16 protein-coding genes and 2 pseudogenes are annotated in these 15,500 nt (G+C 37.5%); 12 read left to right on the top strand and 6 right to left on the bottom strand.

Annotation, left to right across the window (positions count from 1 at the left end; genetic code table 11):
- The first annotated feature begins 27 nt into the window (after positions 1 to 27).
- From nrdA to BM100_RS01740, 6 genes are all read left to right on the top strand, one after another.
- Complete coding sequence (nrdA, locus tag BM100_RS01765; RefSeq protein WP_092507366.1) at positions 28 to 2,319, top strand: class 1a ribonucleoside-diphosphate reductase subunit alpha; 2,292 nt, start codon at positions 28 to 30, stop codon at positions 2,317 to 2,319.
- 12 nt (positions 2,320 to 2,331) lie between these two features.
- The gene (nrdB, locus tag BM100_RS01760; protein ID WP_092507364.1) at positions 2,332 to 3,462 is read left to right on the top strand and encodes a class Ia ribonucleoside-diphosphate reductase subunit beta; all 1,131 of its coding nucleotides are present in this window, start codon (positions 2,332 to 2,334) and stop codon (positions 3,460 to 3,462) included.
- Between the two features lies 1 nt (position 3,463).
- Positions 3,464 to 3,730, top strand: coding sequence for a class I ribonucleotide reductase maintenance protein YfaE (gene yfaE, locus BM100_RS01755; protein WP_092507361.1), 267 nt, complete (start codon positions 3,464 to 3,466; stop codon positions 3,728 to 3,730).
- 380 nt (positions 3,731 to 4,110) lie between these two features.
- Positions 4,111 to 4,572, top strand: a complete 462-nt coding sequence (locus tag BM100_RS01750) for a porin family protein (protein ID WP_092507359.1) — start codon at positions 4,111 to 4,113, stop codon at positions 4,570 to 4,572.
- A gap of 352 nt (positions 4,573 to 4,924) precedes the next feature.
- The gene (locus BM100_RS01745) at positions 4,925 to 5,695 is read left to right on the top strand and encodes an N-acetylmuramoyl-L-alanine amidase (protein ID WP_092507357.1); all 771 of its coding nucleotides are present in this window, start codon (positions 4,925 to 4,927) and stop codon (positions 5,693 to 5,695) included.
- A 539-nt stretch (positions 5,696 to 6,234) separates the two neighbouring features.
- Positions 6,235 to 6,792, top strand: coding sequence for an Ail/Lom family outer membrane beta-barrel protein (locus BM100_RS01740; RefSeq protein ID WP_092507355.1), 558 nt, complete (start codon positions 6,235 to 6,237; stop codon positions 6,790 to 6,792).
- A gap of 244 nt (positions 6,793 to 7,036) precedes the next feature.
- Here the strand turns inward: BM100_RS01740 and BM100_RS01735 are convergent, their stop codons facing one another.
- Positions 7,037 to 7,387, bottom strand: a complete 351-nt coding sequence (locus BM100_RS01735; protein ID WP_211284480.1) for a DUF6693 family protein — start codon at positions 7,385 to 7,387, stop codon at positions 7,037 to 7,039.
- A 581-nt stretch (positions 7,388 to 7,968) separates the two neighbouring features.
- Between BM100_RS01735 and BM100_RS01730 the strand changes: the two genes are divergently transcribed.
- Positions 7,969 to 8,403, top strand: a complete 435-nt coding sequence (locus tag BM100_RS01730) for a lysozyme (protein WP_092507353.1) — start codon at positions 7,969 to 7,971, stop codon at positions 8,401 to 8,403.
- A 390-nt stretch (positions 8,404 to 8,793) separates the two neighbouring features.
- Here BM100_RS01730 and BM100_RS01725 read toward each other — a convergent pair whose 3' ends face one another.
- Together BM100_RS01725 and BM100_RS01720 are read right to left on the bottom strand one after the other, a co-directional pair.
- On the bottom strand, positions 8,794 to 9,189 hold the full coding sequence (locus BM100_RS01725) for a VOC family protein (protein ID WP_092507351.1): 396 nt from the start codon (positions 9,187 to 9,189) through the stop codon (positions 8,794 to 8,796).
- A gap of 167 nt (positions 9,190 to 9,356) precedes the next feature.
- Positions 9,357 to 9,950, bottom strand: a complete 594-nt coding sequence (locus BM100_RS01720; protein ID WP_092507349.1) for a lytic polysaccharide monooxygenase — start codon at positions 9,948 to 9,950, stop codon at positions 9,357 to 9,359.
- Between the two features lie 492 nt (positions 9,951 to 10,442).
- Between BM100_RS01720 and aac(3) the strand changes: the two genes are divergently transcribed.
- Entirely contained in the window at positions 10,443 to 11,261 is an 819-nt protein-coding gene (gene aac(3), locus BM100_RS01715; RefSeq protein WP_092507347.1) for an aminoglycoside 3-N-acetyltransferase, read from the top strand.
- Between the two features lie 293 nt (positions 11,262 to 11,554).
- Positions 11,555 to 11,755: a hypothetical protein gene (locus BM100_RS01710; RefSeq protein ID WP_092507345.1), complete on the top strand. Its 201-nt coding sequence runs from the start codon at positions 11,555 to 11,557 to the stop codon at positions 11,753 to 11,755.
- 164 nt (positions 11,756 to 11,919) lie between these two features.
- Here the strand turns inward: BM100_RS01710 and BM100_RS01705 are convergent, their stop codons facing one another.
- Positions 11,920 to 12,207: a hypothetical protein gene (locus tag BM100_RS01705; RefSeq protein WP_092507343.1), complete on the bottom strand. Its 288-nt coding sequence runs from the start codon at positions 12,205 to 12,207 to the stop codon at positions 11,920 to 11,922.
- 177 nt (positions 12,208 to 12,384) lie between these two features.
- On the opposite strand from BM100_RS01705, the pseudogene BM100_RS24015 reads away from it, so the two are divergent.
- Positions 12,385 to 12,702 (top strand): annotated as a pseudogene (locus BM100_RS24015) (omptin family outer membrane protease); the annotation flags it as partial.
- A 190-nt stretch (positions 12,703 to 12,892) separates the two neighbouring features.
- Here the strand turns inward: BM100_RS24015 and BM100_RS01695 are convergent.
- Positions 12,893 to 13,492, bottom strand: a pseudogene (locus BM100_RS01695) (transposase); the annotation flags it as partial.
- A gap of 493 nt (positions 13,493 to 13,985) precedes the next feature.
- On the opposite strand from BM100_RS01695, the gene BM100_RS01690 reads away from it, so the two are divergent.
- Complete coding sequence (locus BM100_RS01690; protein WP_092507339.1) at positions 13,986 to 14,729, top strand: Thoeris anti-defense Tad2 family protein; 744 nt, start codon at positions 13,986 to 13,988, stop codon at positions 14,727 to 14,729.
- A 170-nt stretch (positions 14,730 to 14,899) separates the two neighbouring features.
- Positions 14,900 to 15,049, top strand: a complete 150-nt coding sequence (locus BM100_RS22895) for a hypothetical protein (RefSeq protein WP_175494897.1) — start codon at positions 14,900 to 14,902, stop codon at positions 15,047 to 15,049.
- A gap of 5 nt (positions 15,050 to 15,054) precedes the next feature.
- Here the strand turns inward: BM100_RS22895 and BM100_RS01685 are convergent, their stop codons facing one another.
- Positions 15,055 to 15,282 (bottom strand): hypothetical protein, encoded by a 228-nt coding sequence (locus BM100_RS01685; protein WP_092507337.1) that lies wholly within the window; start codon positions 15,280 to 15,282, stop codon positions 15,055 to 15,057.
- Positions 15,283 to 15,500: the final 218 nt, after the last annotated feature.

Here is a 15,500-nt window from a genome sequence, read left to right as displayed (position 1 = left end):
ACGAAAAAAGAGAAGGTGTATTTTCCCATGAACCAGAGTCTGCTAGTTACCAAACGTGATGGACATAAAGAAAAAATTGATCTTGATAAAATTCACAGGGTTGTTACCTGGGCTGCGGAAGGTCTGAAAAATGTCTCAGTGTCACAAGTAGAGCTGCGTTCCCAGATTCAATTTTACGATGGTATCAAGACATCCGATATCCATGAAACGATGATCAAAGCTGCGGCTGATTTGATCTCCGGCGATGCACCGGACTATCAATATCTGGCGGCACGTCTGGCTATCTTTAACCTGCGTAAAAAAGCTTATGGTCAATTTGAGCCACCGGCGCTGTATGATCATGTTGCTCGTATGGTTGAGTTGGGGAAATACGACAAACATTTGCTGGAAGATTATTCCAAAGAAGAATTCGAGCAAATGAATGGTTTTATCAATCACTTGCGTGATATGAATTTCTCCTATGCGGCGGTTAAGCAGCTGGAAGGGAAATATCTGGTACAAAACCGTGTTACCGGTGAAATTTACGAAAGCGCACAATTTCTCTACATTTTAGTTGCTGCGTGCCTGTTTTCGACTTATCCAAAAGAAACGCGCCTGGATTATATCCGTCGTTTCTACGATGCGGTATCCACATTTAAAATTTCGCTGCCAACGCCAATTATGGCGGGGGTTCGTACTCCAACACGTCAGTTCAGCTCATGTGTTCTGATCGAATGCGGTGATAGTCTGGATTCTATCAATGCAACATCCAGCGCAATTGTTAAATATGTTTCCCAGCGTGCGGGCATTGGTATAAATGCGGGCCGTATTCGTGCATTGGGCAGCCCAATTCGTGGTGGCGAAGCCTTCCACACAGGCTGTATCCCTTTCTACAAACATTTCCAAACCGCGGTGAAATCTTGTTCTCAAGGTGGCGTCCGTGGTGGTGCAGCGACTTTGTTCTATCCGCTGTGGCATTTGGAGGTAGAAAGCCTGCTGGTATTGAAAAACAACCGTGGTGTTGAAGGTAACCGTGTTCGTCACATGGACTATGGTGTACAAGTCAACAAACTGATGTATGAGCGCCTGATAAAAGGGGAAGATATTTCTCTGTTCAGCCCATCTGATGTGCCTGGCTTGTATGACGCATTCTTTGCGGATCAGGATGAATTTGAGCGCCTGTATACACAATATGAAAATGACAGCAGCATCCGTAAGGAGCGCATTAAAGCGGTTGAGCTGTTCTCTCTGATGATGCAGGAACGTGCCTCGACAGGCCGTATTTACATTCAGAACGTTGACCACTGTAATACTCATAGCCCGTTTGATCCGGCTATCGCGCCAGTTCGTCAATCGAACTTATGCTTAGAAATTGCACTGCCAACCAAGCCAATGAACAATATTAACGATGAAAATGGCGAAATTGCGTTGTGTACACTGTCAGCTTTCAATTTAGGTGCGATCAAGGATCTGACTGAATTGGAAGAGCTGGCAGAATTAGCGGTTCGTGCTCTGGACTCTCTGCTGGACTACCAGGATTATCCGATTGTTGCCGCAAAACAGGGATCAATGGGTCGTCGTACGCTGGGTATTGGTGTTATTAACTTCGCTTATTATCTGGCAAAACATGGTGTGCGTTATTCCGATGGCAGCGCCAATAACCTGACCCATAAAACGTTTGAAGCCATTCAATATTATTTGCTGAAAGCATCTAATGAATTGGCGAAAGAGAAGGGGGCTTGTCCGTGGTTTGGTGAAACTACGTACTCACAAGGCATCCTGCCGATTGATACTTACAAAAAGACACTGGATACACTGACCAACGAACCTTTGCACATGGATTGGGAAGCGTTGCGCAGTGATATTAAACAGTATGGTCTGCGTAACTCTACATTGTCTGCGTTGATGCCTTCAGAGACGTCTTCACAGATTTCAAACTCGACAAATGGTATTGAGCCACCGCGTGGTTATGTCAGCATTAAAGCATCAAAAGACGGTATCTTGCGTCAAGTTGTACCGGATTATGAATCACTGAAAGGTATTTATGAGTTGTTGTGGCAAATGCCAAATAACGATGGCTACTTGCAGTTGGTTGGGATCATGCAGAAGTTTATCGATCAGTCGATTTCTGCCAATACCAATTATGATCCGGCTCGTTTCCCTAACGGCAAAGTTCCGATGAACCAATTGCTGAAAGATTTACTACTCGCTTACAAGTATGGTGTGAAGACATTGTATTACCACAACACTCGTGATGGTGCAGAAGATGTTCAGGATGATCTGGAAGAGGTTGTTGAATCTGCTGATTCCGATTGTGAAGGCGGCGCGTGTAAGATTTAATTTGAGGAAACTATGTCCTATACAACTTTTTCGCAAGTAAAAAATAACCAACTACAGGAGCCGATGTTTTTCGGCCAGTCTGTAAATGTGGCGCGTTTCGATCAGCAGAAATATCCGATTTTTGAGAAGCTGATTGAAAAACAACTCTCCTTCTTCTGGCGTCCGGAAGAAGTGGATGTATCACGTGACCGTATTGACTACAATGCGTTGCCGGATCATGAAAAACATATTTTCATCAGCAACCTGAAATATCAAACATTGCTGGATTCCATTCAGGGGCGTAGCCCTAACGTGGCTTTCCTGCCATTGATTTCCATTCCTGAATTGGAAACTTGGGTTGAAACATGGTCATTTTCTGAGACGATCCACTCGCGTTCTTATACGCACATTATCCGTAATATCGTGAACGACCCTTCAGTCGTGTTCGATGATATTGTGGAAAATGAGCAGATATTAAAGCGCGCCAAGGATATCTCTGGGTATTACGATGATCTGATTGAAATGACCAAAAACTATCATCTGTTGGGTGAAGGAACACATGAGGTTGCGGGAAAAACAATCACAGTAAATCTGCGGGAATTGAAAAAGCAACTTTACTTGTGCCTGATGAGTGTTAACGCATTGGAAGCCATTCGTTTCTACGTTAGTTTTGCTTGCTCGTTTGCCTTTGCTGAACGTGAACTGATGGAAGGTAATGCTAAGATCATCAAACTTATTGCCCGTGATGAAGCTTTACATCTAACAGGCACACAGCACATGCTGAATCTGCTGCGTTCTGGTCAGGATGATCCTGAAATGGCGGAGATAGCCAAAGAGTGTGAGCAAGCGTGCTACGATTTGTTTGTAGATGCCGCAGAGCAGGAAAAAGAGTGGGCTGACTATCTGTTTAAAGATGGTTCCATGATTGGTTTGAATAAAGATATCCTGTCTCAGTATGTTGAATATATCACCAATATTCGTATGCAGGCGGTTGGCTTGAAATTACCATTTGAAACTCGCTCCAATCCTATTCCTTGGATTAATTCATGGCTGGTTTCAGACAACGTTCAAGTGGCTCCACAGGAGGTCGAAGTCAGTTCTTACCTGGTTGGTCAGATTGATTCGGAAGTCAATGCTGAAGATCTCAGCGGCTTTGAGCTCTGATATGGCTGATTATAAAGTTACCCTGCCGTTGCGGCAGGGTTTATCCTTTTATTATTCTTCAGATTTGCACAGAAATTTGCTGGAAGCTCTAGAACACAACAAAGTTCAAGCTGAATATCAATGCCGTCAAGGTTATTGCGGTTCTTGTCGTGTGCGTTTGATAAAAGGAAAAGTAGGTTATCCCTGTAAGCCATTGGCATTTGTTAATGAGGGCGAAATTTTACCCTGTAGCTGTCATCCATTGACAGATATTGAGATTGAACTGTAAATTTCTTCATTCTTGTAGAATAAATTGGAAATAATTATATACAGTTAAAAGGTCAACATAATATTATAACGGATGTTGAACTATCTCCATTTGTGAACATATTACTTCTGTTTATAGTGTGTTCACATTATCCATTCTTTTCTCCCCCCTAATTTTAACATGATGTTCTATAATAATTTATCATAAGTTTTTTTTTCATTAGTTGACGTTATAGCATTCAAAGCCACTTTTAGGCTTAGCATTGATTTTTACTCATTGTATTTGATAGATCGTATTTGATAGCTCGCATTCGGTGGATTATGAGCAACGGATTCTGTCTAATGAGTTGTATTCAAGGGATTATTGTTAGTGCACTTATCTCAGTTATGGGGTAATAATCAATGAATAAACTCCTCATTATTATATTTGTTTCTTGCATGACGTTGCCAGCACATGCTCTTTATTCTGGAGAACAAATGACTTCAATGAGGGAAAGTAGTGTAGCTAAAATTGAAGAAAAACAACGGAATAATGCTAACTACATTTACAAGTTTAGGCCCGAATGGAGCATGTTAAAAACATCACTGATAGCGCCCAGTTATAGGGTTAACCACTATTTTAGCTTATATGGTATTTTGAGTGTAACGCAGTTAGATCGTGGAAATGAAAAAGAAAGGAGAGCTTGTTTTGGTACGTATGTTTGTTCTGATAAAAATATATTTTTAGCATGGGGTACGGGGGCATTAATTAATCCGTGGGAAAACTTCATCTTTCATATCAGTTATGAAGAAATGCAAATTAAGCCAGAAAATGAAAGTTCAAATATCGGTGGTTTTAGTTTTGGTATTGAATATCGATTTTGAAATATTTACCTATAAACTTTAAATAGGATAATAGTTTTTATTGTAAACTAATTTATTTTTTTCGGTTAATGCTTTTGATCCCTTTATAATAACTGACGCTTTTTTACAGTGATGCCATGTTTTTCTTGTTGTCTTTATCTAAAATACTAACAGATAACTCTGAAAATATAGCAAATAGGTTACATTAAATTTATTAAAAAATAATACCATCATCCATTGTTTAAGCTCATAAAATGAGTTTGTAGCGTGCCTAAATATAATTATTCATTTATCATAGCTAGGTTATGGAGAGCATTTTCGCAATGATTTGGCGTTAGCTTCATACGTCGTAAATTAATAAAGGAAAATAATTATGTATAAAATTGATTACAACTCATATCGCTCAATCCAAAGTTTCAACAGACGCCCCCGTTTTTTGATCATGCACTACACAGCCCTGAATTTTGAAGCGTCTATTAAGGCATTGACTGGAAATCTTGTTAGTGCTCATTACCTAGTCCCGAACCCAGATGATCCGACTTATCAGGCTGCGGGCTTTGATGAAATTCATATATTTAATTTGGTCGATGAATTGGAAAGGGCATGGCATGCAGGAGTAAGTAGTTGGGCAGGACGAGAAGGGTTAAATGATACATCTATTGGTATCGAAATTGTGAATGAAGCCAGTGATGATTGTGGTGTTTTAACTTTCCCTCTTTATAATCCGGATCAAATTGATGCCATTAAAGAACTAGCCATTAATATATTACAACGTTATCCAGATATTACGCCGACTCATGTTATAGGGCATTCAGATATTGCATGGAAAAGAAAAACAGATCCAGGTCCTAAATTTCCATGGAAAAAATTATATGATTCAGGCGTTGGAGCATGGTACGACGAGGATATTAAGCAAAAATATGTCAAACAATTTGAGCACTGTTTACCTGATCGCGTAGAGATTTTGGCTAAATTTAAGCGTTATGGATATGATATTTTAGACGCAGAAAATGATAACAATTTTCAGTTACTTAACCGAGCATTTCAGATGCACTTCCGCCCGTCATGTTACGATGGATTACCAGATATAGAAACGATAGCTATCTTATACGCATTAGTTGAAAAATATTTTGATCATAGCTAATGAGCTACGATGAATTATATCGACGTAGAGTAAAAGTTGCGGTTTTGTTATCAAGACCGCAATTCAACACTGGAAAGTAACATAATTAAAACATGATGTAAACGAAATAAATGAGTTAACTTTGTGTTTTAATAATTCATGCGCAATAAGTAAATAATCAATTAATTTATTTTTTTCATGAATCAATTTTAATTAAATATATCCCATGAATATTTAATGCCTTAAATTTACTCTAGTTTCTAATTATTTATTTTAAGATATATCTTAAAATAAATAATCTTACATTTTCTTTTTATGTGTTTCAATTGGCTGATTTTATTTATTATTTTATTTTATTCTCGATGTTTATGGATACATCCTATGTATTTTTAAAATGATATTTTTTGTATAATTATTTGAATTTTAAATGAAAAAATATTATTCATGATTAGTTTGACTTGTTACCTATACTTGAATTCCTAATATAATTTTTATATATTGCGAAAGCTGTTACAGGCAGGGTGAGTATATTAAACACGAATGACAGAGAATTTTTATCTATGAAACACACATTATTGGCAACTGCTATTGCAGTTGGGGTATCTATATTTTCTTTTAATGTTAATGCCAGCAATAACCATACTATTTCTTTAGGGTATGCTCAAAGCTCGATAAATAGCGATGCTGAAATCCAACTTGCTAATAAAAAGATGGATAACAAACAACATGGATTAAACTTGAAATATCGTTATGAGTTTGACAAGCATTTTGGAATTATTAGTTCATTAACTTATACGCAAAATCAACATACAGATGATAACTTAGGCAATATATCAAAATTCAAATGGAGTAATACATCTTTGATGGCTGGCCCGGCATATCGTTTTAATGATTTTGTTAGTGCGTATGGTTTACTTGGTGCGGTTCACAGGAAAGTGAGTTTTGATGTATCTGACAAAACTACAAACGGCAGCATGAAAAAAACGTCATTGTCTTATGGAATAGGTTTGCAATTTAACCCAGCTCCAAATTGGGCTGCTGATGTTTCATATTCGCATGCCAAATCGGGTGAATTTAAGCTGGGAACCTGGGCTTTTGGCGTAGGTTATCGTTTCTAAGTTATCATTTATACGTATTAGTTATTTTTTCGTTTACGCCTATTTTTTATTGGTTATATTAAATTTTAAAATAATTTAATTTTGCCCGAATTCTTTTTATCATTGAATTCGGGTTTTTTATTATTCAAATTAATATGAAAGGTCGAATTTATTATTTATATTGATTGGTTATCTGTGGCAATATGGTATATTAAACAATAACTGATGATTATGCTATTGTTTATCTTATATTCTCAATTTTTATTTAAACAGAAGCCATATGTGTATGGTTAATACAATGTGCAATAATTTTATAAAGATATACGAAATATAATAGGCCAAATGTAATGAAAGAGAGAATAGCCCAGAGAATGACATAACCAATAATTTGAGCAAAATTTATCTCACAATCTAATTTTCCGATAATCTTTCCGCTATTTCTATCTATGACCAGTGTTTTGTTAATGATTAAACGAGTCATATAATAAGGAAACACAAAGGCGCCTAGCCCTAATGTCAATAAAGTAATCAAAAACCAAACGATGAGATGCAAAAAAATCTCAATTATACTTAATTCTGGTTTTAACTTAAGATTGCGGAAATCCATTAGGTTCATATAGCTCTCCTAATATTCAAATAAGCTTTCAGGGATATGGGAATGTTAAGTATGCTACATATGAGACAAATTTTCTAAAATAGAAGTTCAATGAGAATTGTTGGCTATAAAATCAGCGCATTAGATTTTTATGATGAAAAAAAGCCAGCTTTGTTTTTAAGCTGGCTAATCTCTGTGTTGACACAATGCTTAACGATTACATAAAGCGAGTTGTTGACAACCGAATCACGACGCAGTGTACGTTTGAGATAAAAGATTTTACAGATTTCATGACGATGTCCTTTGGGGGTTATAAATTGTGATTTACTTCACGAAAATCTAAATTCTGGGGGAGATTTTATGCTCAAAACAAAAAGAGTCAAGATATTTATTAAATAAATTTTTTAAAATTTAAAAAAAACATGCAATTAATTATATGCAATTGAAAATTAATGATTTTTGTCGTTGTTCTTTTTGGGGAGAAACCTTCAGCTTAGGGAATACAGTCGCTTCATTGACTTTTTATTTGACTATACTTCATTTTTAGACTGTTTTTTAAACAAAGCCCAACCTGGTTCTCAATCTAATTGTGGAGAGAAAAAATGGAAATCAGTGAAAATGGCATCATTAAGCTGAAAAGCTATGAAGGGTTAAGATTAAAAGCATATCCTGACCCTGCCACGGGGGCTGAACCGTGGACAATCGGCTATGGCCATACAAGAGGCGTAAAACCTGGGCAGGTTATTACAGCACAACAAGCAGAGGCATTTTTACGCGAAGATCTTGCACCTGTTTATAGCGCCATCCAACGGTTAGTTAAGGTTCCTCTAACACAAGGGCAGTTTGATGCCTTATGTTCATTTATTTTCAATCTTGGAATTAATAATTTTAGTCACTCAACGTTGTTGAAAAAATTAAATGCAAGTGATTACCAAGGTGCTGCAGAAGAATTTTTAAAATGGGATCGTGCAGATGGGCGGGAACTATCAGATCTACGTAGCAGGAGAGCATCAGAGCGGCAAACATTTTTATCATAGATGAATCTAAATATGCCGATACTGCTTACTGCTATATAGCAGCGGCCTTTTAAATAGCCTCTTTACTGGCGACACTTGTCCACTTTGGTCACTGTTTTTATAAAACATATGGTTTCTTGTTTCCGGAGGCTGATGAAAGGCTCCTGCCTTTCTCTAGAGAGAAGTTTTTAGCTGAGCAAATCGGTTTCCGGCAAATTTTCCACTCTTTTGCTACTTCTACACTATTTGGAATTCATTGAATATATCGTATAGAGGGCAGGTTAATAGTATGGAATATCTAATCAGGCTATTAGAGATAAACAGTGAATTGGGAGAAATTATCCGTAATAGCCTAAATAATCGAAATTATTATTTATGAATTAATAGGTCTCGAGTAAACGAAAATAGCGGTTAATACTTTGAAGGCCTATTTTCTAAAACGACACGATAGCCATCAATATCCTCGAATGTTTTTCCACATTGATCCCAATAAGGATTGTAAGAAGGAACCAACGTAAATCCTGCCGCTTGCATTGATTCTACTTGTTCCTGCCATTCAAGTTTATCTTCAATATAAAAAACGAGTAAATTATCTTTTGTCGGAGCTTTTCCTACATGGGTATTCTGATGATGAGTAAACTCTAGATGCCATAAGTGGTCCGGATGTCCCAGCATGACACCGTTAAAATTTTCATGATCAGTAAAATTTCCTAATAGGGAAAAATTTAAACCTTTACAATACATCTCTGTAATTTCAATAAGATTATCTGTTGGCCTAGCAATTCGAATTTTAGTTGATTTTTTCATATTTTTTATTTTAAATTCAATGGAGAAAATATGATATTTTAATTGCTATTTGTTTTTTTATGAAAAAGTGCTGATAATTTTTCAGCACTTTATAATATTAATTGTTACGTTGATTATTTATATTGTTAATTTAATTCCATAATCGATATTAATATAGCTAAAAATTATTATTTAATATCTGCATCAATAACCTGATAGAAGGCATTGTTAGTATCTGCAATTGTCCAAACACCAAGAATAACATGATATCCTGAGCGATCTGGAACTTCACACGTCAAAGACACTTTTTGAGATGGTTTTTTTCCATCATCAACACGTTCACAGAACGGATTTAAATCAAATTGGGCTCGGGTTAGAGGTGTATTTGGATCCCAATCAGGTTTGGTAATAAAGAATTGCCACGAAGTTGTGCTATGTCGGGCTGTTAATGTCCATATAAAAGTATTCGTGCCTTTATTAACAGTAACATGGTGCCAGCGATCTGCACTTTGCTCATTTAATTGGCTGAACTGCCCAACGCCAGCACTGGCGATTTTTCCATCTGGCGGACCACCTTGTGGAAAGCCTTTAGGGCCTTCAACCGATTGTGGTTCATACATGATTGGCCCACATTTTTCATTAATACGTTTAGCACACAAAAGGGCCCTGCTTGGAGGGGAATCAATATAACCGTGCAGGGCAGTTGGTTGAGCTGAACTAGAGAAAGGGATTGAGCTAAAAGCAGTTAATCCCGCTAGAAGTAACGATTTTTTAATATTCATGATGAGTTTCCTATTTTTTCCGTTCTTGACTGTAAAATAAGTAACTTTCAATATTGTTATTATATTAATTGTTATGAATGAAATTTAATGTACTTCTGATGGAAATGTATAAAGATATTTATAACAAAATTAGGTAACTATAAATGCTTAATTTATGATAGAGGTATGCTAGAAGAAATTTTCTTAGACCGAATGGATATTGATATGTTGAATGCAATGAATTTTGTAGGATAGCCCTACTTTTTTGTCACTCATTGATATTTTTGAGAAAAACAAAAATCCCTCCCTAGGAATAGGGAGGGGAAGAGCGAAATAAGAAGCAAATGAGGGTGTACTAAAAAGTAAGATATTTGAGTACACATAAATAAAGTAGACCTAAATAGCATAATATGCAATAAACCAAATTTAAACGGGGAACATGACTGTGGAAAAAAGCGTCCGGGAATGGGGCATGAATGGCTATTAATCAATATTAATATGTAAGGCTGATACATGATTAAAATAGGTGAAGATACATATTGGACAAAATCAGTGCTTGTTGAGCAACTTCGAAATATGGATATAAAACATGGAGATGTTGTTATGGCTCATGTTTCGATGCGTTCAGTCGGTAACTGTTTAAATGGGGTTGATGACCTTATTCAAGCTATTTTAACTGTTCTTGGAACGACAGGAACTTTATTGTGTTATACCAATTGGGAACAAAATTATGAAGATAGCTTAGATGAGGATGGGTGTGTTCCCTTAGAATTAAAATCTGAAATTATGCCATATGATCGACTATCTTCCCGGGCAAGCAAAGATCATGGTGTTTTTGCCGAAAGTGTAAGAACAACTAAAGGCGCAATTCGTAGCCAAAATCCGGGCGCTTCAGTAGTGGCTATTGGCAATGATGCAGAATATTTTATTGAAAACCATTCATTAAATTATGGGTATGGCAATGATTCACCATTTGCAAAGCTAGTAACCTGTCGAGGAAAAATTCTCATGATTGGGGCACCTTATGACACTATGAGCCTTTTGCATCATGCGGAACATTTAGCCAATCTTTCAAATAAACATATTCGCAAAATGGAAGTGCCCCTCTTGGAGAATAACCACGTAATATGGTTCAAGTTGGAGGAGTTTGACACGGTAGATCCTGTTTGTGAGCAGTTTAATGAGGGGTATTTTGGGGATATTGTTGAACAATATTGTGCACATTCAGAAGCGGTTACAGATGTTATTGGATCTGCCTCGACATTAGTGGTTCCCGCTAAAGAAATGCTGGATTATGCGATTAGCTGGATGGAAAATTATCGTAATGAATAGCCATGGTGATTCAGTATAAAAAACATATATTTTATACTGAATCACAAATTAATATTCTGGTCTCATGTCTGAAAATTCAATGCATTTCTAATAGAGGATTTTAATTAAAAGGAAATTAAATACCCTCTCAGGTAGTGAAAGCGTATTTATAAAATAGCGTATTGCTTATTTACAATATATTTTATTAAATATATGTTGCTATAAAATTTAATTTTTTCTCATTATTGAGTTATATTTAGTGGGTTATTCTGATATATTCATGGTATGATTATGGAATTCATAAGGGAGTGCGTATGTCTATTGATGGGTTTGTAGCAGAGTCATTGTTTTGGATTGCATTATTTGGTTATTCGCTTTGGTATATATGCATTCCTAGTGGGCTGTTTTTTGCTTACGTAGCACTGAAGCTAGCGAAGAAAATACCCTTAAAAATATTTAGCGGATTATTAGTTATATTTTTTTTAATTTCACCAGTTTTACAATATACATTGTAAAAACGCATTCATGATGCGAGTTAAGCATCAACAGCACAGACTTACCAAATGGATTCAGGAGTAAGCTGCTGGCATAAAATAATCAGGAGAAAGTATATGTTAGTGTGACTTTAGTTATAAAAATCACACTAATTTAATAAATAAGACATATACCCTGTAACTAATTATTTTTTAGTTGCAGTAAGGCATTCTTCCAGTATTCCCAGATAATCTAGCCATTCTATCCATACAAAATCTGGGTTGATATCTGAAAAGCCTCTTTCCTCTTCTATTTTTTCATGTACTTCTGTAGGTACAGTAATACATACTGCCTTATCTCGAATTTCTTCGACTTCTTCTTGTGTCAGCAGTGAGCCTTTCTTTTCTTGAAGATGAACAAGAATGGAGATAAGTGAAGGCATAAATACAAGTTCTAATTTTTGTTGTTCATCTATCGATTTGATATCCTTCATTTTTTCAACCATAGGTGAATTACTGATGAAATTGGGGGGAGTTTTTGATGTTTCATGTCGGCCATTTCATCTGGCTTTTATCAAAGCCATGACCAACAACAGATCTCCAAGATGTAACCAAGAGACAATCCAAAGGACGAGCAACTGTCTTGCACAATATTTTAATGGGATGCTTTAAGTTGGCTGACAGTAAATGCCAGAGGTTGGACATCTGTAACATCAGTTAGCTCAGGTAGAATTAATGACTATGATTGGTTTATTCCCGGAACAGTTGATTAATCAATCGATCCTCATACCCACCTGCATTACCCCAATGAGTTTAATGTTAAAGGATGGTTTTTAAATAAACCTGCATACCGGTTGGGAGTTGTATTAGGTTATCAGAAAACTCATTTCAGTTGGACGGCTATGGGGGGAAGATATCATAATCTTCAAATGGGAACAGCCAATGCTAAAGATGAATTAAAGAGAGCGGTAAAGGAAATAGTGGCTTAAGAGTGCTAATTATAAAAATCAGTCCCTTCTAGTTATTTTTTATCATTCATTTCTGTCTAGCTTTTCCTCCATATTTTCCCTTGTAAATCCCAGACATAAAAAAAACCAACCTGTTAAGGTTGGTTTTCAGACTGCTGACAAACCGCGTGGTTTTCAACGCGGTTGCAATCTCTCTTATCAATCACCCTATTCAGGTTTTTCCTGATGTATCTCCGTTATTTCCCCTTTTCCCGAACAGGATTGGATGTCTGACCGTAAATCCACCGAGGAGCCTCAGATAAAACCAGCAAAGCGTCGCCACCAGTAACGCTATCTTCTTGATATTTTGTGCAGTGGCCGCCAACAGGCACTGTATCTGCACGTTCAGCAACCCGCGGAAATGGGCATAACGATGCCCGTGATGCTGTTTGGCATCCGCAAAACTGCGCTCTATCGTTTCTTTCCGTCGCTTGTGCACTTTTTTGCCCCATGGCGTCAATCGAATGTATTGGGCCTTTTCTTTGCTTGTTTCCCAGATGTGTCGCGTTATGGTTTTTCCCTTTTTAGCCCGTGTGCAGGCAGCTTGCAATGGACAGTTCTGGCAAATGCCGGCGGCCGTCTGGTAATAGCGGTATCCTTGGCGGCCTGTGGTGGTATAAATCAGCTTTTCGCCCTGCGGGCAGGAATAGCAATCCTGTTGTGGATCATAAATAAACTGTTTCTTTTGGAACGTATTGGGGCCCTTGTTTGGCCGACGATAGCTGATGACCGGGGTGAGTCCCAGTTGCAGGGTCAGATCACTCGCGGGGCTTTTTACTTTCTGACAGTTGTCAACTTTGAGTTTACAACTCGATCAGGGGCGGTCAACGCCTATAGTATCTATAAATCAATGTGTTAATGTTGATTCTGTACGGTTTGGTCAATACTCCGATCCCCATAGATAATGCTCCAACTCTCCGAAATTACTGGACAGCTCAACCTGTAAGTCAGCATGACAGGTTTCAAAACGCAAAACATATTGTCATCGTGGCAATGTTATCTTGCATCAGGTGCCAGAATGGCGTCACTGACCGTTAGCCTCACGAAACGAGGCTCGCTACCAGCACCAAACTTCAAATTTACACCTCACTAAATTGTGTACTCGATTAACAGACAAATTTTATAATGCTTTACCATATTTCAATGCGTATTGATTCTGTCAAAGGCTATTCAATTGAGATAAAAACCTGACCTAAGTAATATCAATTGGCTGTTTATTAGTAGGATGAAATGACCTTTAATAATTAATAATAAGTGAGGTGTTTATGTCTGAAGTGAATAAGCCAGAAAACAAGAATCCGGCAAACCTGTGCCAGATTGATCCTAAGCAATACCAGATTGATGCAGCAACAGCCCCTGTTGGCTCTTTTCCTTGGGCAATGATCCAAGTGTATAAAGGTAAGAACTTGCGGCGTAAGGATTGGGATTCTCCCGATCAATATCTGCGCCTGATATCATCAAAGGAAGTTGAAGCTGGTACAGAGCAAAACGATTATATCGAAGCACATGATAAACATGGCCATTGGAAACCGTGGATACCAAATGTTGAAGATATGGTAGAGTGTGATTGGGAAGTGGTGAAAGTAAAACCTAAGATAGAAGATTATAGGCTCTCTTTTGACCTTAAGATAGGGACTGCTCGTCGGCAAGACTGGGAACACTGGGGATATATGAACTTTGGGGACATAAATCCAGATAAACCTCCTTTTGGCGTTCTAACTAATCTTCGAAGCAATATAGATGTTGGGAAAATCCTATCGTTCAGGTTCTGTAAGCAGGACGGGGATAGACGGGGATTTATATTATTGCAAATTGACACTCCAAACTACCCAGAATTAGGGTATAACTCTTGTAACGTAACGGTTGATGGCTCAATTTATGGTATTTTCATTTCTAATTGGCAGAATAAATCTGGTTTCAATTACCCGGCAGATGGCGCAAATAGACTAGGCGACCTAATAAAACAAAACGTAGATAAAACCCTGCATTTTAGCCTCAAGTGGAAATAACCCAAATCCTGAATCTAAGGCTGCGCATTGCGTGGCCTTTTCCATATCTGCCACCGCAATCACTCTAATCACATCCGTATACATGCATTGCGGCTGGCAACCCTAACTATTTGAAACTCATCCGATATGGGAATTCCCATAACGACATCCTATTAACTCACGTGAGGTGAATGATGGAAAAGCGTATTGAAGAACTGGAAAGAAAAGTTGTCGAGTTGGAAAAACAGTTCGCTAATTTTCAAAAATCAGTGAGCTGCGATGTTAATGCTCTAAGAGCGGATTCAATTGCAATTAAGCACGCAATTATTAGTAAATCTTAAGACAGTTATTTTATGGATACATTTAGTCCACAAAGACTATTGGCTAATTCCGTATAAACTTGTTTTACTGTTGGGTTTTGGTGTTGATCGGCAAACCGCTTAAGATTAACTACCACATCATTTTTAACTGATGGTGAAGCTGCATCCAAACCAGCTAGTGTAATAGATAAAGCAGATTCAAGAGCTTCAATTTTTACGATTAAAGCCGCTAAGTCAATAGGTTGATAAGACATCTGAAACCCTCATGCCGAAGCTAATCAGCCATCGCTTCGGTTGGTTAATATTTGGCTGATCTAACAACATACCTTAAGTATCAACTCATTACTTTTAACCTACTCACAGGGGCGACTCTCTCCCCCCACGGACGCCCATTGTTCTGATGGGGTGGAATATGCGCATGATTGAAAAAGACACGGAATTCTGGTCTCACGTCTGGGACTGGTTAATTATC

Source organism: Xenorhabdus mauleonii, assembly GCF_900113945.1.
Classification (GTDB): Bacteria; Pseudomonadota; Gammaproteobacteria; order Enterobacterales; family Enterobacteriaceae; genus Xenorhabdus; species Xenorhabdus mauleonii.
The sequence above is the reverse complement of the archived record's forward strand: the minus strand, read 5'-3'. Positions and strand labels throughout refer to the sequence as shown.